This window comes from Pantoea sp. MQR6 (genome assembly GCF_022761075.1).
Taxonomy (GTDB): domain Bacteria; phylum Pseudomonadota; class Gammaproteobacteria; order Enterobacterales; family Enterobacteriaceae; genus Pantoea; species Pantoea phytostimulans.
The window spans coordinates 1,961,248-1,983,427 of sequence record NZ_JAKYXB010000001.1 but is presented as its reverse complement, the minus strand read 5'-3'; the positions used below and the strand labels follow the sequence as shown (position 1 = coordinate 1,983,427).

Below are 22,180 nucleotides of genomic sequence, written 5' to 3'. Positions count from 1 at the left end.
ATGGAATGGATTGTTCCCTCTGTCAGAGAAGAGGGAACAACAGGCAAAGCGTTATAATTTAGCCACTGCCCAGGCAATACCGCTCACATACTCTTCTGGAAGCTGTGACACCAACGCATTCAGTGACGCTTTCAAACGTGCCTGATCGTTGTCGGTCAAATTCAGATGGCCAACTTTACGACCCGCACGCACTTCTTTGTCGTACCAATGCAGGTGTACCAGCGGCTGCTGCAGCCAGTTGAGATTCACGGCGGTACCAATTAAGTTCACCATCACCGAAGGGGCAATCACCACCGGTTTTGGCAGCGCCAGACCCAATATCGCCCGCAGATGCAGTTCGAACTGGCTAATTGAAGCGCCATTTTGCGTCCAGTGGCCACTGTTGTGCACGCGTGGAGCCAGTTCGTTGATCAGTAAACCTTCTGGTGTGACAAAACACTCCATCGCCATCACACCAACATAGTTCAGTTCATGCATGATGGCGCTGAGCATCGCTTCAGCCTGCTGCTGCTGAGCGCTGTCTGCCTGCGGAAAAGCCACGCTGGTGCGGAGAATGCCATCCTGATGGAGATTATGAGTCAACGGATAGAACACAGTGTTGCCATCCTGACCGCGTGCGCCGACCAGTGACACCTCACCTAAAAAGTTGATGCCTTGCTCAACAATACATTCGCCGTAGCATTCGTCTGGCAACGAGTCCGTTTCATTGGCGCGCAAACGCCATTGACCACGGCCATCGTAACCGCCCGTGCGGCGCTTCACGATGGCCAGTTCACCCAGCGTTTTAAACACCGCTGGCCATTCTTGTTTATTGGCCAGCAACTGCCAGGGTGCGGTAGCAAGATTGAGCTGGTCAAGCAGCTGCTTCTGCGTAAGGCGATCGGCCAGGCGAGGAAAGATATCGCGGTTCACGAAAGCCGGATGACTCGCCAGTTCGCGCGTCAATGCCGTTTCAGGCCAGCGTTCAATCTCGGCGGTAATCACGCTTTCAGCAATCGGCAGCGCATCGGGATCAGCGTCCAAACCCACAGGATAAACGGCAATACCCAGCGGTTCACCCGCCTGGCGCAGCATACGGCCCAGTTGACCATTTCCTAAAACACAAACCGGCTTCATGCTTCCACCCGCGGGTCCGGGTTATTCAGCACGTCGTCAGTTTGCGTTTGACGCCAGATGGCGAGGCGGGAAGCCAGCGCCGCGTCATGAATCGCCAGAATCTGTGCCGCCAGCAGCGCCGCATTGGCAGCACCCGCTTTGCCGATGGCTAAGGTGCCAACGGGAATACCGCGTGGCATCTGCACAATGGAGTAGAGGCTGTCGACACCGCTGAGTGCTGCACTCTGCACTGGAACACCCAACACGGGCAGCAAGGTTTTAGCCGCCAGCATGCCAGGCAGATGTGCCGCGCCACCTGCACCCGCGATAATCACCTGATAGCCATTTTCAGCAGCCGTTTCGGCAAAGCTAAACAATTTATCCGGCGTGCGGTGCGCTGAAACCACTTCAACATGGAAGGGCACGTCCAGGCTGGTCAGAATTTCCTCAGCGAACTGCATGGTGGCCCAGTCACTTTTGGAACCCATAACAATAGCAATGCGAGCCGGGGCGGCGTTGGATGACATGCGGTCAACTCCTGTGAATAAACAAACAGACCTGGCCGGGCGGACAGGTTTTGAAGGGCACAGAGAATAGCATGAGAAGAGAGCAAGGAAAACGGTTGCGTCAGGCTAAAACGGGCCAATTCAGCCCGATTTTTAAAAGTTAAATTCGATCAGTTGAATACCGCTGGCGTCCAATTGGATCATTGAGCCTTCGCTATGCCAAGCGCCTAAAACGGCACGCTCAGCAGCTTTGCCTTGCAGCGTCAGAGCGTGAATAGCGGGGCGATGTGTATGTCCATGAATCAGCAGACGTACCTGCTGGCGTTGCATCGCGGCTTCAACAGCCTGCTGATTAACATCCATGATGGTCAACGACTTATGCTGATTAGCTTGTTTGCTGTCGGCACGCATGCGCGTTGCGATGCGTTTACGAATAAACAGTGGCAGCGCGAGAAACAGCGTCTGAATCCAGCGTTGATGCACCTTAGCGCGAAAGCGTTGATAGCCTTGATCGTCAGTACATAATGTATCGCCATGCATGATCAGTAATCGATGACCGTACAGTTCAAGAACCTGCTCTTCTGGGAGTAGCGTCATGCCGCTGTCGCGCGCAAAGCGTCGGCCAATCAGGAAATCGCGGTTACCATGAATAAAGTAAACCGGTACGGGCAGGGCGCGCAGTGCATTCGCGATTTTTTGATGCAGCGGATTGGGATCGTCATCGCCAATCCAGGCTTCAAACAGATCGCCAAGGATATACAACGCGTCGCAATGCGGCGCTTCGCGCTGTAAAAAATGCAGAAAACCGGCGGTAATCGCCGGTTCTTCCTGACACAGATGTAAATCTGCAATAAATAACGTGCGCGACATTACTCGCTAACGGTCACTTTCTGGATGACAACGTCATCTTTTGGCACATCCTGGTGCATGCCGCTGCGGCCCGTTGCTACCGCTTTGATTTTCTCAACCACGTCCATGCCTTCAACCACTTCAGCGAACACGCAGTAACCCCAGCCTTGCAGGCTTTCGTCACGGAAGTTCAGGAAGTCGTTGTCAGCGACGTTAATGAAGAACTGGGCAGTCGCGGAGTGTGGAGCAGAAGTACGCGCCATCGCCAGAGTACCGCGGGTGTTCTTCAGGCCGTTGTTGGCTTCGTTACGAATCTCTTCTTTCGTCGCTTTCTGCTTCATGCCCGGCTCAAAACCGCCGCCCTGAACCATGAAACCGTTAATTACGCGATGGAAAATGGTGTTGTCGTAGAAACCTTCACGGCAATAATCCAGAAAGTTCTGTACGGTTGCCGGCGCTTTGTCATCGAAGGTTTTGATCACGATATCGCCATGGTTCGTCTGGAAAGTTACCATTTTTGTTGTCCTGTAAAGGTTGTCGTCAGTCACTCAGGCCGCATCATAGAATGGCGTGCCCATTTTTCTCGACGGTTCTTATATCATAATTTGCAATGACGCGTCAGCAGGGCGGCGCAGTTGGCTTGCTTTGCATCGCACGAGCGTTAAAAATACGGCACAATGTCTGAATACCCAAAATAAGTGCCAACCGCACACGTTAATACGGAAACGTTCAATGCTTAAGATCTATAACACCCTGAGTCGACAGAAAGAGGAATTCAAACCCATCCATGCCGGTAAGATCGGTATGTATGTATGCGGCATCACGGTGTACGACCTCTGTCACATTGGTCATGGTCGGACGTTTGTGGCATTTGACGTGGTAGCGCGCTATTTACGTTATACCGGTTATGATCTGAACTATGTGCGCAACATCACCGATATTGATGACAAGATCATCAAACGTGCTAACGAAAACGGTGAGAGTATTGAAACCCTGACCAACCGCATGATTGCAGAGATGCATAAGGATTTTGCGGCCTTGGGTATTCTTCCGCCCGATCAAGAACCACGCGCCACGCGTCATATTGCGGAAATTATTGAGCTGGTTGAGAAGCTGATTGCACGCGATCATGCCTACGTCGCGGACAACGGCGACGTGATGTTTGATGTCATGAGCGACACCGATTACGGCGCGCTTTCGCGACAGGACCTGGATCAACTGCAAGCCGGTGCGCGTGTTGAAGTGGCAGAAGTGAAACGTAATCCCATGGATTTCGTGTTGTGGAAAATGTCGAAAGCGGACGAACCGGCGTGGTCCTCGCCGTGGGGAAATGGTCGTCCGGGCTGGCACATTGAGTGCTCGGCCATGAACTGCAAGCAACTGGGCGAGCATTTTGATATCCACGGCGGCGGTTCTGATTTGATGTTCCCGCACCATGAAAATGAGATTGCTCAGTCAACCTGCGCGCATGACGGGCCTTACGTCAATTACTGGATGCATTCCGGTATGGTGATGGTAGACCGCGAAAAGATGTCTAAATCGCTGGGTAATTTCTTCACCGTGCGGGACGTGTTGCAGCATTACGATGCAGAAACGGTACGTTACTTCCTGATGTCTGGCCACTACCGTAGTCAGCTTAATTACGGTGAAGATAACTTGAATCAGGCGCGTGCGGCCTTAGAGCGTCTTTATACTGCGCTGCGCCACACGGATAACAGCGTGGCGGCGAGCGGTGGCAATGATTTCGAGGCCCGTTTCCGTGCCGCGATGGATGATGATTTTAATACCCCTGAAGCTTATTCAGTGCTGTTCGACATGGCGCGTGAAGTGAATCGCCTGAAAGGTGAAGATGCAGCATCGGCGAATGGATTGGCGGCAAAACTGCGTGAAATTGCCAACGTTCTTGGCATTCTGCAGCAGGATCCTGAGCAATTCCTGCAAAGTGGCGCGCAGGTGAACGATGAAGAAGTGGCGGAAATTGAGCATTGGGTGAAAACCCGCGCCGAAGCCCGAGCGGCTAAAGATTGGGCGCAAGCCGATGTGGCACGCGACAAGCTGATCGAACTCGGCGTAATAGTTGAAGACGGCCCGCAGGGATCAACCTGGCGACGCAAGTAAACTGAAGAGGGCGAGAAATCGCCCTTTTTTATTATGCGGATTTTTTATTATGTCGATTGAGCAGCTTCAGATTCGCGGCTTCCGTTCGGTAAGGGATTTGACCCTGCCGCTGCAGCAGTTAAACGTGGTGAGCGGCCCAAACGGATGCGGCAAATCCAACCTCTATAAAGCGGTGCGCCTGCTGCATGAAGCTGCCTGCGGGCAACTGGCCTTGGCATTAGCGGAAGAGGGCGGCATCCAAAAAGCGATGTGGGCCGGAGGTTTGCGCCAAGGCGATCGCCGACACGATGCCAAACGGCTTTCTCTCGCGGTGCAAATGGATGATATGGATTATCAGCTGGAGGTTGGCTTTCCTGAGCCGCTTGCAACGAGCTTGTTTAACCTTGATCCACTGGTGAAGGAAGAACATCTGTGGATGAGTGGTCATCAACGGCGTCCTTCAGCCTGCATTATGCAGCGTAAAAATCAGACTGCTTTTTTGCATAATATTGACGGTGAGCGCATCGCTTATCCGGCGGTATTGCACCCGGAAGAGTCGCTGTTCGGGCAGCTAGGTGAACCGCATCGCTATCCTGAACTGTCACAACTGCGTGAGCGACTGCGCCAATGGCGTTTCTATCACGAGTTTGCTGTCTGGCCCGGTTCGCCCATTCGCGCACCACAAATTGGCGTGCGTGCGCCGGTGCTGGCGCATGATGGCAGCAATCTTGCAGCAGCCTGGGCCACTATTGTTGAGCGTGGTCATCATGAATTGTTGTTTGAGGTGGTGGGTGAAGCGTTTCCCGACAGCGAGTTTCACGTTGATGTGCAGAATGGCCGGTTTCAAATGCTGATGTCGCGCAAAGGTATTTTGCGGCCGTTGGAGAGCGCTGAGTTTTCAGATGGCACACTGCGTTTTCTCTGTTTAGTCGTGGCGCTGCTGAGTCCGCGACCCCTCAATTTATGGCGCTGAATGAGCCTGAAAACAGTTTGCATGAAGATTTATTACCCGCTCTGGCGCGGTTAATTGCTGAGGCCAGCCAGTTCAGTCAATTGTGGATTACCAGTCACTCGCCCAAACTGGCCACATTGATTCGTCAGCATACGGCGTTGAATCATATTGAGCTGGAGCAAATAGAAGGCGAGACGCGCGTGGTGGGAGAAGCGTGGGTTTAAGGCGTCCCCGCAGGGACGCCAGAACATCATGCGGTCACGGTGATGCGTTGACCTGCGTATTCAACCGTTTGACCAGAAACGATTTTACAACGCTTACGGGTTTCAATCGCGCCGTCGACCCGCACTTCACCATCAGCAATTACGACCTTGGCCTTTGCGCCACTTTCAACCCAGCCTTCCAGCTTGAGCAAATCACAAAGATCAACGTGCGGGAATTTTCCCAGAGAAAAGTTCGCCATTATTTCACCTCATTGTCGTGAAATTCTTCACACGCCTGCAGCGTATTCTGAATCAACGTTGCTACTGTCATCGGGCCTACGCCGCCCGGTACTGGCGTGATATACGCTGCGCGCTCAGAGGCCGCTTCAAAATCAACATCGCCTACTACTTTCCCGCTTTCTAAACGGTTAATGCCGACATCAATAACAATCGCGCCCGGCTTGATCCAGTCGCCTGGAATGAAGCCCGGTTTTCCGACCGCCACCACCAGCAGATCGGCGTGCTCAACGTGATGACGTAAATCTTTGGTAAAACGATGGGTAACGGTGGTGGTACATCCCGCCAGCAGCAGTTCCATGCTCATCGGGCGACCAACAATATTTGATGCGCCAACGACCACGGCATTGAGGCCGTAAGTGTCAATGTTATAACGCTCAAGCAACGTGACGATGCCGCGCGGCGTACAAGGGCGCAGTTTTGGCGAACGCTGGCACAGACGACCGACGTTGTAAGGATGGAAGCCATCAACGTCTTTATCCGGTGTGATACTTTCCAGCACCTTGACGTTATCAATGCCCGCTGGCAGCGGCAGCTGTACCAAAATGCCATCGATTTCTGGGTCATTGTTGAGATCGTCAATCAGCTGCAGCAACCTGGCTTCGCTGGTGGTAGCGGGCAAATCGTAAGAGCGGGAGATGAATCCCACTTCCTCGCAGGCGCGGCGTTTGCTGCCGACATAAATCTGCGATGCAGGATTTTCACCTACCAGAACGACTGCCAAACCCGGTGCACGTTTTCCGGCTGCCAGACGTTGCTTCACTTTTTCCGCAACCTCAAGACGCACCTGCTGCGCAATCGTTTTACCGTCAATAATTTTTGCTGCCATCAGAGAGGAAATCCACTGTGTTGTGTTAAATCGGGGAAGGTGCCTATTTTGTCAGAAGCGCGACGCGCTGTCAGTTTTTGAATTGCTGACATTGTCTTAAACTTCAGCAACCATGCTGATTGATAAGTCAAAAGCGTTGACTCATTCGGGTCGGCCCGTATAATCCTCGCCATCTCCATGCGCCCTTAGCTCAGTTGGATAGAGCACCGGCCTTCTAAGCCGTAGGTCACAGGTTCGAATCCTGTAGGGCGTACCAATCCTTTCAAGCACTTACGCAAGCTTCAATCCTACCTGATTTCCTCCTTGTGTCTTATTTGTGTCGTGATCACCTAAAAGTAAGTCAATTTTGCGCGCATGCTCCGTTAAGTGGTTCGGTGCCAGGTGAGCATAACGACGTACCATTTCAATACTTTCCCAGCCACCCATCTCCTGCATTGCCGATAACGGAACGCCAGCCTGAATCAACCAGCTTGCCCATGTGTGCCGAAGGTCGTGAAAGCGGAAGTCATCAATACCTGCCCGTTTTAATGCTGCCCGCCATGCGGTATTGGAATCTACGCGCATCTTCCTGACGCTTGCTGTTGTGGTTCCGTCATTGCCACGACAATGCGGTTGCGGAAAGCTTTTTCCCGCTACTGAAACGCGACCGGATAAAGAGAAAGATCTACGGAACGCGGGAAGAAGCCCGCAGTGATGTTTTTGATTACATCGAAATGTTTTATAACTGTAGGCGTCGGCATGGTTCGAGTAATCAGATGCCACTTTCTGAATACGAAAACCAATATTATCAACGACTCGGAAATATCTTGATGATCCGTGGCGATTCAAGAGAAACAAATATGCATTGCGTTAATCCTGATATCGGTTTCGATCAGGCATTATGGTTGGTGATGTATTCAGACTGAGCAGGTTAGCTACGCGTTAGAGCAGTCGCAGACCATTTACTGGTCATATTTGATGCGATTGAAAATCAACTGACGATACCATGATCGCGCCATCCGCCTCACCAACGACCAACATATATTCATGGCACAGGATCGCCTTTTAATCACGGGGCCAATGAACAGATAACAGCTACGGACCACATTACTTTTAACGTGATGTCTGTTTTGTCCATACCTATATTTCATTGCTCATGAGGGCGCATTCACACCCCAACGCCAGAGAGAGCAAAGAAAATTCATCCGACTCCTTCCCCAGAATTTCCATTCCTACCGGCAGCCCCTTTTGCGTCCTGCCACACGGCATTGTTATGGCGGGCAAACCGCTGATGGCGGCCAGTTCAGGCGCACAGCCAGGGGGCATTTTATTGAGGCTTTCTGGCAGTCGGCGAACCGTGGGATAAAGAAAACCTTCGATACGATTCTGTTCTGCAGCCAGCCCGAGTGCATGGGTTAATCGTCGCTGAAAGCGGCGTCCACTCAACCACAACGGGTTTTTCAGGCTTTGACATTCCAGCATTTTTTCAAGCAGCGGGATAAACTCAGCCAGACACTCACCGGAATCCACAATTCCCCGCAGCGTTGTCGGCACGGCTGTTTGTGCCGCCAGCCAGCTGTTTATGGCGACCGGGAATTCATACATGCTCAGGCAAGACTGTGATTCAACCTCCGCCAGAATGGGCAGAGCGATCTCTACGATGACTGCGCCTGCCTGGCGTAATCTCTCCAGCGCCTTGTTCCAGACCGTTCGCTCATCGCTATTTTCTGACTCCAGCGCGCGAATCACGCCTAATCGCACGCCTTTCAGCGATGTTGGCGATAATTCAGCAACCTCTTCACCGTGCAGAATGCCATGTAACAGCGCTGCATCCCGGACACTGTGGGCCATGGGGCCAACGGTATCCTTGCTCACGGATAGCGGCGCAACGCCCGCGAGCTGCTGTCTCCGGAAAGCGGGACGCAGTCCGACCAACCCGGTGTAGCTGCATGGAATGCGAATCGAACCACCGGTATCGGTTCCCAGCGCACCATCTGCCATTCCGGCAATCACAGAAGCAGCACTGCCCCCGCTGGATCCGCCTGCGGTTAACGCCGGACACAGTGGGTTACGGACATCGCCCCCCAGAGAACTCCGCGAGCGAACATCAAAAGCAAACTCTGACATATTCGCCCTTGCTAGAATAATCGCCCCTGCTTTACGCAGACGCTGGATCACTAACGCATCCTTAGCCGCGATGACCGATTCCAGCGCCTTACACCCCAGCGTTAGCGGCAAAGACGCACAGGCAATATTATCTTTTACAATGAGGGGGATGCCATGCAAGGGCCCCAAGCTTTTCTTTTCGCGGCGTAATTGCTGACACTTTTCTGCTTGAGAAATGGCCTCCGGGTTTACCCCGAGAATCGCGTTAAGGTGCAGGTTCTGCTCGACTATCTCCAGTCGTCGGGCGATCTCTTCCCGGCAGTCAGACGGTGGTACAAGACGCATAGTTCGCATTGAGTGATTACCTATTTCAACTTAAACCTGCGGGCAAATTTCATGGCTGTTCTACTCCCAGCCTAATCCCGCAGGATACCTGTTCTTTCTACACCCTCATGGTTGCATACGTATGCAATCTAAAAACTCATTTACCTCACAAAAACAAAATAATTATTTATAACCAAAACACCAATTACTCATTACCGGCAACATCCCCCAGCCAGACGGCTATATGTTTCATTGTCGACACTGGCTGGAAACAGGCTTATGTTATTAATTCTCAAAGAGACCAATAGCCTGCATCAATCAAAATCCCTTCATGAAGAAGATTATGGCTGAAACGATTTCAATGCGACTTACAGAGCTCATTGTCTTTAGTTATTTGTTTCCCATTGCATCAGTTTCCCTTTGGCATTTATCCTGCTACATGTTTATGAGAACAAGGAAGTGAGCAAATTAAGCATCGAGGCTCTTTACGATACGGTTGTCAGATTTATTTACCTGCATTGAAAATTCAACGGAGTTTTGTTGGTCATGATTAAAAAAATAATCTGTTTAATTTCTTTAATGATGTTCACTGCTTCCGCCTTCTCGGCAACGCAATGTGGCCCTTTCTATTTAAAGGCTAATAAAAGTGGTTGGATTTATGTCAATGGTGAACGGTCAGAGACGCAGAAAATTACCTTTCTGAAAGAGAAAGATGACTATGACAACGTTAAGTTACAGTGGCGGGTAAAAAACGCTAAAGCGCCAGGTATGCTGGGAATGGAACAAATATATCGAGATGGCAAAGCGATTTTGAATGTAGAGGTGATTCGTACTCACCAAAGCCAGATACGTATACATGGCACATACGATTGCGAAAAAGTCGACTAAAACAAATATTTATATAACCCGCTTCGGCGGGTTTTTTATTGGAGTCAATATGCCATTTCAAGTCAATTACAGGCTGGGACACCTTGTGAAAATCGACATGTTGATTTTTCTGATGTGTATCTACTGTGTTCAGTAAGAGCCAATCCTGAAAAGTTGGCTGAGCATTGCGAATCTTGCAGTTGAATTGTAGCTCGGCGGCCATGGAAGTGAACCAGCAGACGTAACGCGAGCGGCTCTGTTATGTCTTGTCATTCTTACCCAACACGTTCATTAGCGAAACGGCTAAAAATTAGTGCCGACATAATAAAAAGTGCATTAGTAATACAATATAAGATTTTGCCCTCATGCCTATCTACCATTCAAGTGTTAGGCTGCATTGTTGCTGCTAATCCTCCTAAGCGGCAGGATGTAAATGGTCATCACGGTGAATACTGTGGGTAATCGAACATGAGCCGGTTTGGCCATTCAATGGCTTACCGGGAGGCACCCGGAGCAGCAGCTTTATCTCAGCCACATCCTCTGAATTCTTTTAAGTGAAGGAGAATTTACGGTGTGGTTGTTTTAATGTAATTCTGGCGTTAGCCCTTATGCTATTACCCTCATATCGAACGCGCTTAATCCCCTGACACAGCGAAATATTACGGTTTCAGTAGGATGATTTTTCGCCTCTATAAAGTTACATTTCATTTGCATCTTATTGACGAGTTGTTAGAATAAGTCTTAAGAAAAGCGGTTGGTGCTGAAATCCACATTACGCATTCTGCTTTTACTTTAGAAATAGCCACCGGACAGGGTGGCTTTTTTTATGGCCTAAAAGGCAGCGCTGTAAGCGCATTCTGGCAAGGTGAAAAGACGCTCAACGCGTTGTTAAGGCTTCGGAATTTAACCCACAATTTCGCCATCCGCGTTAATGTAATGAGGTTGTACTCATGCTCTAACCGTGCGCCAACGGTGCTGCGTACCATGTCGTAAAGCAGGGAGATCATTTGCTACCAATGCGCAACTTCAAGACTATAAACATCAAGTCATCCGTCATCGGTGCTGCATTTTTTCGCCGTCATGCCGCCGCCCATAAAAGCGTCCGTTGCCAACCGAAATGTGGACGATTTTGATCTGAACTTCTTTTATTCTCTTTATTGAATTGGCCCTAAATTGGCGACTCTGTCGCAGCAGCAGAAAGGCGGCGAACGCCGCTCCAGCAATGCCCAATGTTTTTTGGATTCAGCCGTTAAGTTGTGTACCAACTCGGTCGAAGTGCCCAGCGCAGGGGCAAACTCGTTGGCCGTACTCAGCGATAACATAGTCAGCGGCAGCTCGTTCTTCACCCCAGCGCAGTAGCGCAAAAGCATCATTGTCTATGCTTAAGGCAGGCCAATACTCAGGAGGCGAGATGACCGAGCAAGAATTCCGAAAATTATTAGCGGATAAAGGGTTTGATGAACCGGTTTGGGTTGAGCGAGCTCCCGAAACGCAACTCGATAACCATGTGCATTCTTTTGAGGCGATGGCGCTGATTACTCATGGCGACATCACCATTTTTACGGAACACAGCGAAAAGACTTATCAGGCAGGAGAGATTTTTCATCTGCAACCCAACGTGCCGCATCGCGAGGAATTTGGCGAGCAGGGCGTACGTTATCTGTCGGGAAGGAAAGAGAGTGCTTAATCACCGCAGATAACGCGCTATTCTCACGCTTTCGTGAAGTGCCGCACGCCTTGTTGGGGTGGGAGGACTACAGTTAACAGACCAACCACAGCAATCACGGAGGTCACCATGTCTGAACGTCCCGATTATGAAGAACCGGTTCCTGATGATGCCGAATATCCGGCATATGAAGATGACGATGAAGAGTTACCTGAAGGATCAGATGAAGGGATTGATCCGCTGGAAGATGAAGATGGAAATGACTTTCCCGATCCTGCTAAAAACATCTAAAAACTCAAAACCGCCTCCAGGCGGTTTTTTTAATTCGGACATCACTCGATTCTGCAGCCACTCAAAAACGTGAATAAAATCCAGTATACTTTTCACCGCTGTTTTGCCTTTCCATTCGTTCACTGAGGTTTTATGACGCCACTCGACGATCTTTTTCAGCGTCTGTCGCGCTCTCCATTCAGGCAGCGCTTTGCATTGGGTAAAATTGAATATGATTATTGCCTAAATAAAGGCGAAGTTCAGGTACGCGAACATGCGGCTGACTTCATCAAACAAAGGTTGGCAGCAGCCGAACCAACTAATGACGGCAAGCAAACGCCGATGCGCGGTCATCCGGTATTTATTGCTCAACATGCTACCGGCACCTGCTGTCGCGGCTGTTTGCGCAAGTGGCACGCGATTCCTCAGCATCAGGCATTGACGACTGAGCAACAGGCGTATGCCGTTGAAGTCATCCTGCACTGGATTCATCAGCAAATGCAGAAGCCTGCGCCTGTAGCAAAAACGCGCAAAGTGAAAAAACAGGACACCAACCCACAGCTCGATCTGCTTTAACGGTGAATTATGCTGTTTTTTGGTTAAATTTTCGGCGCTCAAGCCACTTTCTTCATTCCTGGTTTATTCTTAAATCTTTCTACAACCTCATATGCCAGGATAATTACCTGACACGGCACTTTTTATAAAAGAGGGAATTATGAAGAAAACAATGATTGCACTGTCTGCACTTTTACTGGCGTCCCCTGTTTTCGCCGCAACGACTACCGATAACACGGTTGCTGAAGCGCACAAAGGCGCCGATACAGCGAAAGAAAAACTGCATCAATCTCAGCACCAGGGCGAAGAGCTGAAACTCAAATCTAAAAACGCAGCGGAAGGCAAAAGCAACGCCACCAGCAGCAAGATTGAGGAAGGCGCGCAGAAAAACTGGAACAAGACCAAAGAAGGCACTGAGAAAGGCTGGGATAAAACCAAGCAGGGTGCAGAAGATTTGAAAAACAAAGCAACTAACTAATTGATTTAGCAAGTTGTTTAAAAGAAAAACCCACCAATGCGGTGGGTTTTTTTATGGTTGGCATATTCACAATCTGGAAGCATTACTCTTTAGCGGGGGTGTCCAGCTGCTTTTTGCTTTCTTCAACTGCGGTGTCCGACTGCTTTTTGCCTTCCTCGATAACCTCTTCATCAAGCTCTTCAATGTTCTGGCGGTTATCGCGCCCAGAGAGCAAATTCCAGCAGGCGATAAACAGCGCAGCAATCACCGGACCAATAACGAAGCCGTTGATGCCGTAAATTTCCATTCCGCCTAACGTGGCGATCAGAATCATATAGTCTGGCATTTTGGTGTCTTTGCCCACCAGCAGTGGGCGCAGAATGTTATCCACCAGGCCAACCACAATCACGAAGAAGCCCACCAGGAACAGACCTTTCCACAACGCACCCGTGGCAAAGAAGAAGATGGCGGCAGGTGCCCAAATAATCGCAGAACCCACGGCGGGGATCAGGGATAAAAAGGCCATCAACGCGCCCCATAACAGGCTGCCATCAATGTCGATGAACCAGAAGGCCAGTCCACCCAAAATACCCTGCACAATGCCTACGACTACCGTGCCTTTGACAGTTGCACGCGAGACAGCGGCAAATTTTCCTAACAAATGGTGTTTAACGTAGGTCGAAAGCGGCAGCGCTTCTAAAATCAGATGCACCAGATAAGAGCCATCTTTCAGTAGGAAGAACAGCAGGTAAAGCATCACGCCAAAGCCCACGGTAAAACTAAACGTGCCTTTACCGATGATAAATACGCTGCCCGCCGCATACTGGCCGCCTTTCAGGGCAAACTCAGAGAGTTTTTGCTGAATTTGCGCTGCATTATCCAGATTATGCTCCGTTAGATAATGCTTCGCCCACTGCGGTAAATGCTGCATTAACTCAGCAAAAACCGTTGGAAACTGGGTCGAATTACCCTGCAATTTGGTATACACCGCGTTGATTTCTACCGCTAACGAAGAGGCAATAATCATCAACGGCGTGAACACGATCAAACAGATACACAGCAAGGTCAGCAGCGAAGCCAGCCCGTTGCGGTCGCCCAGTTTGTTGCGCAGCAGTGATTTAAGCGGATGAAAGATTACCGCTAATACCGCAGCCCACAAAATGGGAGAAAAGTAAGGGGATAACACATCGAAGAAGGCGACTGTTACGATCGCCAAAATCAGCAGGAAAAACCCAATATTCAATCCTTTAAAGCGCATTGAAAAACCTCATATAAAACATTCCTTGGTCAACCTAAAGTCATTCCGATTACGGCATTTACAACCGATGAGGTCATCAATACATAACCGACAATAAGAAAGGTTTTTTGTTTTTTTACCGCAGCCAGCGCCAGCAGGATCAGAGCCAATCCCAAAAAGGGATGGCAAGCAGTGAAAAAGTCGACATCTTCTCTCCTCAGGTTCTGGGCCTTTTAACGACGCGCGTTGGTGTGCCTACCGCAACAGGCGGGACAGAAGCCTACATTAGCGTAGCGGGTTCGTTTGAAAAAAGTAGATTAAGAATATTAATGAAAGCAGCGGAATCTGCCGATAAGAGAGTAACCGAGCAAAAAACGAGCAAGATAATGAAAGAACTGAGGCTAATCATCGTCGCCATGATGCTGGTGGGCTGCGCGACCAAACAATATCCGCAAGCACCTGCGGTGACGACAGAAGAAACCACCGCTTTTGATTGCAAAGCCGTTGAACAGGAAATCGTTAAAGCCCACAGCGTACAGAGTGAAATCAGCGAAACGGGCCGTTTCGATGTGCTGACGGTGCTGGGGTTTATTGGTGACTTTGGCTTGGGAAATGGGTTGGCTAAACATTCCGCCACTAAAAAAGCGGATGTGCGGCTAAATCAGTTAGAAAGTTTAAAAACCACTAAATGCCTACCCGCCGTGGCCTAAAGCCAGGCAGTCGTCTATAAAAAAGCCAGCTCAGATGAGCTGGCTTGATTTATATTCCGTTATTTATACGCGAGTACTTTGCGATGGCAGCTGCATTTTCACGTTTTCAGCTGCACGTTTTCCGGCAAGAAAAGCGTGGTCAGAATTGTAATATTCCCACTCGCTGTAGCGTCCCGACAGATGAATATCCTGAGTAAGCAGCCATTGGCGAATCAGGGCCACATTCGCCTGGCGAGCATGATCGTAAACCACATACGCATAAGGCATATCTACCTGAGTGGCAGAGATAATCGCATCTTCAGGACGAATCATGCCCACTTTGATGCAGTCTTCACGGCAGCGTTCAATCAGTGCGTCACCTTGCAGCATGAGTGGCTTCTCTTTGCTGTAGGTCATTTCACATGTCAGGCCAAATCCGCCGGGTGAATTGCAGTGCGGGCTGGCATTGCCTTGAACAAAAATACGATGGAACAGCGTGTCACCCGGATAGTAAATCCAGTGCTTTTCAGTCAGGTTGGCGCGATCAATGCCTAAATTCACACAGCGTACCGAGACGTATCGTAGTTTTTTGGCAGCAAGCTGCACATTTTCAGGGACTTCATCACCCATTATTTTGATCAATTCCGGCAACGGCATGGTGCTGATCAACTGTTCATATCGGTAATGACGCCCATCCGCCAGCATGGCGATATGCGCCTGCGGCAAGATTTTCACCAGCGCCGCATCGGTTTCCAGCGTACATTTCAGATGCGGTAAAAAGCCTGACATCAACGCCTGAAAACCGCCGTGTAGCGGATAGCCAAAACGCGCATTCGGCCCAACCGGTTTCGCCAGCGGTTGGATTGCACCCTCTATGATTTGTGCCAAATCCGGTAATGGCACGCGACCGCCAAGCCAGGAGGTTTCCATCTCAGAAAGCGGCACCTTCCAGAGCTTTTTGTTGTAAGGCAGGGCAAAATGGCGGGCGATGCCTTTTCCCCAAGTGCGCATAATAAACTGCTCGAAATTCTCAGCGCTTTCTTCGCCTTCAACTGCACAGGAATCGCCATCGGGTATCGCGCCGTCAGCACAACAATCACGGCGCTGACGCGCCACATCCAGCGGCACAGTGCGCGCTTCCGTCTCACCGTAACGGGCATCAATGGCGCCCAAAATACACTCTTTCACCACGTCGGCAGGCAAGCCATACAGTGCTGACTGGAAAGGGTAACGCGTATAAATCCCGTCGTTGTAAACCCAGGCTTCGCGTTCTTGCCAATGTAAGTTATCGCCTAGCAACATTTCATAAAGTTGCAGGACATAAGGATCTTGCGAAAACATAATGTGCCCGGCGTAATCGAAGGTAAAACCGTTGTCTTCAATTGAACGGCACCACCCACCGGGTGACGCATTTTTTTCCAGCACAACTGCGCCTTCACCGTAATGATAACCCGCGCTCAGGCCGGTCGGCCCGGCACCAATAATCAGGCAGGGCACCGCTTCAGACTCTTCAGTGGGTGGCGTTAACCAGCGCACTGCCGAATCGTTTTCTGTGGGTTCACCGCTGCGCTGCGCGGCATCGTTCTCCTGTATCAGCGCCTGCTGCATCAGTGCGTGGATCTGCTCTGCGGTACGATCCCAAGAGGTGGCGGCTACCTTTGCCTGCATTTTTTTTGCCAGCGTCAATCGCTCATCAGACGGGAGCTGCAACGCCGCTTCACAAGCCTGGATAAATTCCGCAGGGTTATGCGCCACCGCAACCAAATCGGCATAATGACGTGCCACGTCGACAATGGCGGTGCTGACAATCGGCAGTTGCGCCGCCATGTATTCCAGCACTTTGGTCGGTGAGATATAGCGAGTCGATGCATTGATGGCAAAGGGCATCAGGCAAACATCCCAACCCGCAAGGAACTGCGGCAGCGCCTGATAAGGCTGCTGACCAAGCCAGTGAATATTGGGCCGCTGTGGCAAATTGGCCGGATCAATTTTAACCACCGGGCCAACCATCACGATTTGCCATTCAGGATGGCTATCCGCCAGCGCGGCAATCAGCGGCAAATCGATACGCTCATCCAGCACGCCGTAATAGCCAAGGCGCAATGGCGGAACGTCATCATGCAAAGGATGATGATTGCTGCGATCCAGCGCTTGCTCAAAATGGATTGCATCAACGCTGCTGGGAAAACAGTGTACCTGCGGATGTTTGTCTTTTTTCGCTTCATACAAACTGGTGCCGCCGGTAAAGACTAAATCAGCGCGCGTTAACAACGCAGATTCGCGCTGCTGCAATTGGCGCGGAGCTTGATGAAAGGCGGAAAGTTCATCCATGCAGTCATAAATCACCAGCGCGGGCTTGAAGGGCGTCAACAACGGCAGTGCCATCGGCGTGTAAAACCACACCAGCGGGCGCTCATTCTCTTCCAGCAAACTTGCCAACAGCAGTTGCAACGGCGCGATTTGGCTATCGTGAAAACCGGGTGCCTCAATATCCGTATGCGGCTGGATTACGGTAATGTTTGCGGCGGGGGCGCTCTGTTTCAATCCTGCCGGGCCTGCCTGATACAGCGGTTCTTCAACAAATAACACGCGGTAATAGCGTGCCAGACGCGTCAGCAAATGCTGTGGCCGTTGGAAGACAAATCCCCACCGTAAATGACTGAATACAATTAAAACCGGTTGTTTCATAGTGTTCTCCTGATCGTGCTGGATAGAGAAGGTAAGAGCTTGTAAGGCATGCTGTGCCTGGCGAAGGGCGCTGGCGTAAGGTTGCTGCAGTTGGCGCGCAAAGGGATCGGGGCCGAGTCGATCAAGATCCCAAAGTCCACTTCGGGTCCAGAAGCCAGGATCTTCCCACAGCGGTCGGTCGATGATGGGATAAAGGCAGATGCCGAGCAGCTCAACGCCTGACAACTGCGCCTGCGCTACTTGCGCGCTGACTTGTAAAATCCACGCACCGCGTCCGCTGCCGACGTGGCTGGTTTCCGCTAACAGCAAAGGGCGTCGATAGCGTTGATATACATGTGAGAGCATCTCATTCAGCGGTTTGCGCTGTGCATCGCCCAAGTGCCAATAAAGTCGGCGGTTGCTGGTGTTTTCCCATTGATTGTCGTGGTAGTAATTGACGCCCACGAGATCCAAATAGCGTGGAGCCCCCCCCAGTTCGGGATTGCGCTTGCCGCTCAACATGTCCCATGCCTGATATTGCGTCTCACACATGCTCTCCGCCTGTTGCTGGCTGGCCTCGCTTTCATCTTCAGGCACAATGTGAATCAGCGGATCGCAGTGCAAAATTCGCGCGCGCGGATCGGCCTGCCAGATCGCGTCACACGCTGCCAGCGTGGCGCGCACCAACTGTTGCTTGGCGGCATCGGCCCGATCCTCTTGAGGAATATCGGGCAACGCGAACAGACCAACCGAAATACCCCAACTCAGAAAAGAGATTTCGTTGATGGGGGAATAAACCGGCGCGTCGTCATACCAAGGCGCAAGAAAACCCGCCAGCGCTCCGCAGAAAGCGGCGAAGCGCGGAATAAAGTCAGCATCGAACAGGCTGACATTGGATGGCCAACCGTAATGACAAATTGTCCAGCTCAGTTGAATGCCGTGCTGTTTTGCCATCGCCATACGCTGCGCCACGGATGAAAAGTCATAGCTGTCATCGCGTTCACACAGTCGCCAACCGACACTTTCGCGTGCCGTGTTGATTGCAAAGGGCTTGAGTGCGGCGTAATCCTCTGCGCAGCGCGCCTGATGAGCATTGATATGGTTCATTGCCAATGCTTCACCGTGCGGATTAACGTGATCGGCACCTTCATAGCCAGCCTGCCAAAAACTGGAAAATGGCGTCATTGCATCTCCTGTACAAAAAAAAGAGCAAAAGCCTCTCGCTGACATGTCGTCGGAGGACGAGTCAGGTAAGAAGAGAAATACGATGCAGACTGGCTGGCCTAACCCTTCTGATTTGTCAGACGATCCATGCGAAAAACGATGAACGTTTGTGCGGGCAAGAAAATGCATCCCAGGCAAACAGAAGATAGCGGGAGAAGCGCTAACGCTATCGAGGTTTTGATTTGTATAGGTTTCTCATACATTTCAAATGAAAAAGGAAACCTTACTGGAAAGTATAGGTAAGCACGATTTTTAAGCAAACTATTGAAGTAAAAAAGAAAAAGCAAAGCGGTAAAGTGGTTCCGGTCTTTAACAGGAAATCTCTTTGTAAACATTAGACTTTAAGAGGAAGGGGGCAAGATCTGTTTTTAACGGAAGAAGATCCTTTTCGGTTTAATACGATCTCAGGATTAATAACACGCGCTCCGCTTTAAATGCCGCTCCCACTCTCTTTTGCAACTTTAAACCGGCTTGATTATGGTATGGCCTAAATAATCAGGCATGCAGGGAAAGGTGTCGCTTAGTGCGCTCACCTCTCATCACTCAGGATGTTTTATATGCTTTCATTCGACTGGCATCGATTTTTGCTCAACGACCAACCGGCTACGTTTTTGTTTGAAGTGGTGGTGCGCGTATTACTGGCTTATGTCGTGGTGTTTACCTTTCTTAAGGTATCGGGAAGACGGGGCGTGCGTCAGCTGTCACTGTTTGAGCTGGTAGTGATTTTGACGCTGGGATCGGCGTCCGGTGATGTCACTTTTTATGATGATGTGCCGGTATTGCCGGTGGTTTTAGTGTTTATCGTGATGCTGGCCTTATACCGCTTCACCACGTTTCTCACTGCGCGTAGCGTGCGCTTCTCTAAGTGGATACAGGGCGATGTTGTCACGCTGATCAAAGAGGGCCTGTATGTTCTTGAAAGTCTCGACAAGCTCAATATTTCTGAAGATGAGTTTTTTATGGAACTGCGTCAGGATGGAGTAGAACATCTCGGGCAGGTTCGACTGGCGCTGATTGAGGTCGATGGGCAACTCAGCATTTATTTTTATGATGATGATGAAATGCGTGCAGGACTCAGCGTGTTGCCACCGGAACATCGGCAGGATTTTGCGCAGATCCCTTTCACGGCTTTGTACGCGTGCACCCATTGCGGGCAGACGGAAGAGATAGAAAAGGGGCAGAGCAGAACCTGTTCGCGCTGCAAAGAGACGTTATGGTCGGTTGCGCTAAGAACTCGCCGTCTGCATTAGTGAATAACGGCGAGGTTAGCGTGTCAGAAAAAGGTGACTAACTTTTTCTTTTGCTGGCCTTCGCCATCAAAATTATTCTCTGCCAGCCAGCCGGATAGCGCCTGATTGATACGCGGCCATTCACTGTCAATCATTGATAACCAGTCGGTATCCCGATTGCGCTGTTTGCGCGTCATCGTCTGGCGAAAGCGTCCCTCAAAAGTAAACCCTAGCCTTTCAGCAGCACGACGCGAAGCCAGATTGGTCGAGTCACAGCGCCAGGCTACGCGGCGGTAGCCCAGAGAAAAGACCGTCTTCAGCAGCAAATACAGGGCTTCTGTCCCGATAACATTGCGCTGCATCAGGGGCGACCAGGTGACATGACCTATCTCAATCGCACCGTTATCCACCTCAATATTGGCAAAGCACACCACGCCTACTGGGCGCTGCGTTGTTTTATCTACTACCGTAAAGGGCACTAATTCCAGATTATCGACTTTATCGATTACCCAAAACCTCAACTCTTCAACGGAGTTGGGTTTGTTAGTACTCAACCAGGTCCAGTCACGATCATCTTCCGCCAACGAAAAAGCCTGATACAGCGCTTCACTGTGCTCAGGGTCAAGCGGCGCCAAAAGGCAGTAATTCCCTACAATCGCCTGACGAAGAGGTTTTGCTACGGGTTGCCAGTCAGGCAGGGCCCATCCGATTTGCTGTCCATATTGATTGATGTTCACGCTGCCTGTTCCTGCAAAGTGTTGAAGAGAATAAACATAGGTTTTTGCAGCAGCAATGTACAGGCAGGTCGAAGCGTGGGCGTGAGGCAGGTCGAGAACTAAAAGGTAGGCGGGGCGACAAAATAAGCCGCCCCTTGGGAATTACAGCGTGGCTTGCGTGGCTGCCATGCCCGGTACCAGAATCACTTTGCGGCAATCCTCTTTGCGCTTCTCAAAAATCTCATAACCGCGTGCAGCGTCCTCCAGCGGCATGTGATGGGTAACGATCTCTTCCGGGGTCAAATGCCCTTGCTCGATTAAATTCAACAGATCTGGCAGGTAAGCATGGACATGCGTCTGGCCCATTTTAAAGGTAAGCCCTTTATCGAACGCATCACCAAACAGAAAGCCGTGAATGAATCCAGCGTAGACGCCCGGTACGCTGACAATGCCACCTCGACGTACTGCGGCAATGCACTGACGCAACGCTTTGCCGCTGCTGCCTTCCAGTTTTAAATTGGTGAGTACGGTTTCAGTCAAGCTGCCTTTAGCCTCAAAGCCAACGGCATCAATAACCGCATCGACACCCCGATTGCCGGCACTGTTTTCAATGATAAAGGCGGCAGGATCGTCGTTTTTGTCGAAGTTAATCGGGATTACACCGTAACGTTCCCGCGCAAATGTCAGTCGATAATCATTATGATCGACCATAAAAATCTGCTCGGCACCTTCCAGTCGGGCGCAAGCCGCACTCAATAAGCCGACTGGGCCCGCACCAAAAATCGCTACGCTTGAGCCTTTTTTGATTTCGGCATTTTTCACGGCTTGCCAGGCAGTAGGCAGGATATCGGAAAGGAACAGCACCTTTTCATCCGATAAAGTCTCCGGCACTTTAAACGGCCCGGCGTTGGCTTTAGGGACGCGGACATATTCGGCCTGGCCTCCCGGCACGCCACCATACAGTTTGCTGTAACCAAACAGCGCAGCGGGTGGCGTAATTTTTTTACGATTGATTATCGCGCCTCTGCCGCTGTTGGTGTTTTCGCACGCAGCATATTGATGCAGATGGCAGAAAAAGCAGTCGCCACAGGCGATGACAAAAGGGATGACAACGCGATCGCCTTTAGCGACGGCCGTGACGCCGCTACCGGTTTCCACAACTTCCCCCATAAACTCATGGCCAAAAATATCGCCGTGATCGGTTCCGGGAATTTTGCCGCGGTATAGGTGCAGGTCTGAACCGCAGATTGCTGTGGCAGTCACGCGCAGAATAATGTCATCAGCGGCTTCAAGCCCTGGATCGGGCACGTTATCAACGCTGACTTTATGTGGGCCATGGTAGGTTAATGCTTTCATCTGTTCGACT

General features: G+C 50.7%; 19 protein-coding genes, 1 tRNA gene and 3 pseudogenes. 11 read left to right on the top strand and 12 right to left on the bottom strand.

All coding sequences use genetic code 11. From position 1 onward, the window contains the following. Positions 1–51 precede the first annotated feature (51 nt). The 4 genes from purK to ppiB all read right to left on the bottom strand — a co-directional run bounded on the left by purK (position 52) and on the right by ppiB (position 2,965). Positions 52–1,116 carry a 5-(carboxyamino)imidazole ribonucleotide synthase gene (gene purK, locus MUG06_RS09310; RefSeq protein ID WP_243078373.1) on the bottom strand — a complete coding sequence of 355 codons (1,065 nt, stop codon included), beginning with the start codon at positions 1,114–1,116 and terminating at the stop codon, positions 52–54. Beyond that, entirely contained in the window at positions 1,113–1,622 is a 510-nt protein-coding gene (gene purE / locus MUG06_RS09305; RefSeq protein WP_243078372.1) for a 5-(carboxyamino)imidazole ribonucleotide mutase, read from the bottom strand. Before purE ends, purK begins: the two co-directional genes overlap by 4 nt. 132 nt (positions 1,623–1,754) lie before the next feature. Then, entirely contained in the window at positions 1,755–2,471 is a 717-nt protein-coding gene (gene lpxH, locus MUG06_RS09300) for a UDP-2,3-diacylglucosamine diphosphatase (RefSeq protein ID WP_243078371.1), read from the bottom strand. Next, complete coding sequence (ppiB, locus tag MUG06_RS09295) at positions 2,471–2,965, bottom strand: peptidylprolyl isomerase B (protein WP_215847394.1); 495 nt, start codon at positions 2,963–2,965, stop codon at positions 2,471–2,473. Before ppiB ends, lpxH begins: the two co-directional genes overlap by 1 nt. A gap of 217 nt (positions 2,966–3,182) precedes the next feature. On the opposite strand from ppiB, the gene cysS reads away from it, so the two are divergent. Together cysS and MUG06_RS09285 are read left to right on the top strand one after the other, a co-directional pair. Beyond that, positions 3,183–4,568 carry a cysteine--tRNA ligase gene (gene cysS, locus MUG06_RS09290; protein ID WP_215847393.1) on the top strand — a complete coding sequence of 462 codons (1,386 nt, stop codon included), beginning with the start codon at positions 3,183–3,185 and terminating at the stop codon, positions 4,566–4,568. A 49-nt stretch (positions 4,569–4,617) separates the two neighbouring features. Then, positions 4,618–5,723: pseudogene (locus tag MUG06_RS09285) on the top strand (AAA family ATPase). Between the two features lie 26 nt (positions 5,724–5,749). Here the strand turns inward: MUG06_RS09285 and ybcJ are convergent. After that, on the bottom strand, positions 5,750–5,962 hold the full coding sequence (gene ybcJ / locus MUG06_RS09280; protein WP_215847391.1) for a ribosome-associated protein YbcJ: 213 nt from the start codon (positions 5,960–5,962) through the stop codon (positions 5,750–5,752). Continuing rightward, the gene (folD, locus tag MUG06_RS09275) at positions 5,962–6,828 is read right to left on the bottom strand and encodes a bifunctional methylenetetrahydrofolate dehydrogenase/methenyltetrahydrofolate cyclohydrolase FolD (protein WP_215847390.1); all 867 of its coding nucleotides are present in this window, start codon (positions 6,826–6,828) and stop codon (positions 5,962–5,964) included. The genes ybcJ and folD overlap by 1 nt, the downstream gene beginning before the upstream one ends. A gap of 179 nt (positions 6,829–7,007) precedes the next feature. Here folD and MUG06_RS09270 point away from each other — a divergent pair. After that, a tRNA-Arg gene (locus MUG06_RS09270) sits at positions 7,008–7,084 on the top strand. Positions 7,085–7,098: 14 nt separating this feature from the next. On the opposite strand, the pseudogene MUG06_RS09265 reads toward MUG06_RS09270, so the two are convergent. Further along, positions 7,099–7,404 (bottom strand): annotated as a pseudogene (locus MUG06_RS09265) (site-specific integrase); the annotation flags it as partial. A gap of 17 nt (positions 7,405–7,421) precedes the next feature. On the opposite strand from MUG06_RS09265, the pseudogene MUG06_RS09260 reads away from it, so the two are divergent. Beyond that, positions 7,422–7,613 (top strand): annotated as a pseudogene (locus MUG06_RS09260) (IS3 family transposase); the annotation flags it as partial. Positions 7,614–7,947: 334 nt separating this feature from the next. Here the strand turns inward: MUG06_RS09260 and MUG06_RS09255 are convergent. Next, on the bottom strand, positions 7,948–9,258 hold the full coding sequence (locus MUG06_RS09255; protein ID WP_243078370.1) for an amidase: 1,311 nt from the start codon (positions 9,256–9,258) through the stop codon (positions 7,948–7,950). A 528-nt stretch (positions 9,259–9,786) separates the two neighbouring features. Here MUG06_RS09255 and MUG06_RS09250 point away from each other — a divergent pair. The 5 genes from MUG06_RS09250 to MUG06_RS09230 all read left to right on the top strand — a co-directional run bounded on the left by MUG06_RS09250 (position 9,787) and on the right by MUG06_RS09230 (position 13,073). Next, complete coding sequence (locus tag MUG06_RS09250) at positions 9,787–10,125, top strand: hypothetical protein (protein WP_243078528.1); 339 nt, start codon at positions 9,787–9,789, stop codon at positions 10,123–10,125. 1,390 nt (positions 10,126–11,515) lie between these two features. Beyond that, positions 11,516–11,791 carry a cupin gene (locus MUG06_RS09245; RefSeq protein WP_243078369.1) on the top strand — a complete coding sequence of 92 codons (276 nt, stop codon included), beginning with the start codon at positions 11,516–11,518 and terminating at the stop codon, positions 11,789–11,791. Positions 11,792–11,899: 108 nt separating this feature from the next. Then, positions 11,900–12,061 carry a hypothetical protein gene (locus MUG06_RS09240; RefSeq protein WP_215847387.1) on the top strand — a complete coding sequence of 54 codons (162 nt, stop codon included), beginning with the start codon at positions 11,900–11,902 and terminating at the stop codon, positions 12,059–12,061. Between the two features lie 132 nt (positions 12,062–12,193). After that, on the top strand, positions 12,194–12,616 hold the full coding sequence (locus MUG06_RS09235; RefSeq protein ID WP_215847386.1) for a DUF4186 domain-containing protein: 423 nt from the start codon (positions 12,194–12,196) through the stop codon (positions 12,614–12,616). A gap of 139 nt (positions 12,617–12,755) precedes the next feature. After that, entirely contained in the window at positions 12,756–13,073 is a 318-nt protein-coding gene (locus MUG06_RS09230) for a hypothetical protein (RefSeq protein ID WP_215847385.1), read from the top strand. A gap of 82 nt (positions 13,074–13,155) precedes the next feature. On the opposite strand, the gene MUG06_RS09225 is transcribed toward MUG06_RS09230, so the two are convergent. Further along, complete coding sequence (locus MUG06_RS09225; RefSeq protein ID WP_243078368.1) at positions 13,156–14,310, bottom strand: AI-2E family transporter; 1,155 nt, start codon at positions 14,308–14,310, stop codon at positions 13,156–13,158. 365 nt (positions 14,311–14,675) lie between these two features. On the opposite strand from MUG06_RS09225, the gene MUG06_RS09220 reads away from it, so the two are divergent. Next, entirely contained in the window at positions 14,676–14,999 is a 324-nt protein-coding gene (locus tag MUG06_RS09220) for a hypothetical protein (protein WP_243078527.1), read from the top strand. A gap of 63 nt (positions 15,000–15,062) precedes the next feature. On the opposite strand, the gene MUG06_RS09215 is transcribed toward MUG06_RS09220, so the two are convergent. Then, complete coding sequence (locus MUG06_RS09215) at positions 15,063–18,830, bottom strand: NAD(P)-binding protein (RefSeq protein ID WP_243078367.1); 3,768 nt, start codon at positions 18,828–18,830, stop codon at positions 15,063–15,065. 596 nt (positions 18,831–19,426) lie between these two features. Here MUG06_RS09215 and MUG06_RS09210 point away from each other — a divergent pair. Beyond that, positions 19,427–20,119, top strand: a complete 693-nt coding sequence (locus MUG06_RS09210) for a YetF domain-containing protein (RefSeq protein ID WP_243078366.1) — start codon at positions 19,427–19,429, stop codon at positions 20,117–20,119. Positions 20,120–20,142: 23 nt separating this feature from the next. Here MUG06_RS09210 and MUG06_RS09205 read toward each other — a convergent pair whose 3' ends face one another. Both MUG06_RS09205 and MUG06_RS09200 read right to left on the bottom strand, forming a co-directional pair. Further along, entirely contained in the window at positions 20,143–20,835 is a 693-nt protein-coding gene (locus MUG06_RS09205) for a GNAT family protein (protein ID WP_243078365.1), read from the bottom strand. 141 nt (positions 20,836–20,976) lie between these two features. Continuing rightward, on the bottom strand, positions 20,977–22,170 hold the full coding sequence (locus MUG06_RS09200; protein ID WP_243078364.1) for a zinc-dependent alcohol dehydrogenase: 1,194 nt from the start codon (positions 22,168–22,170) through the stop codon (positions 20,977–20,979). Positions 22,171–22,180: the final 10 nt, after the last annotated feature.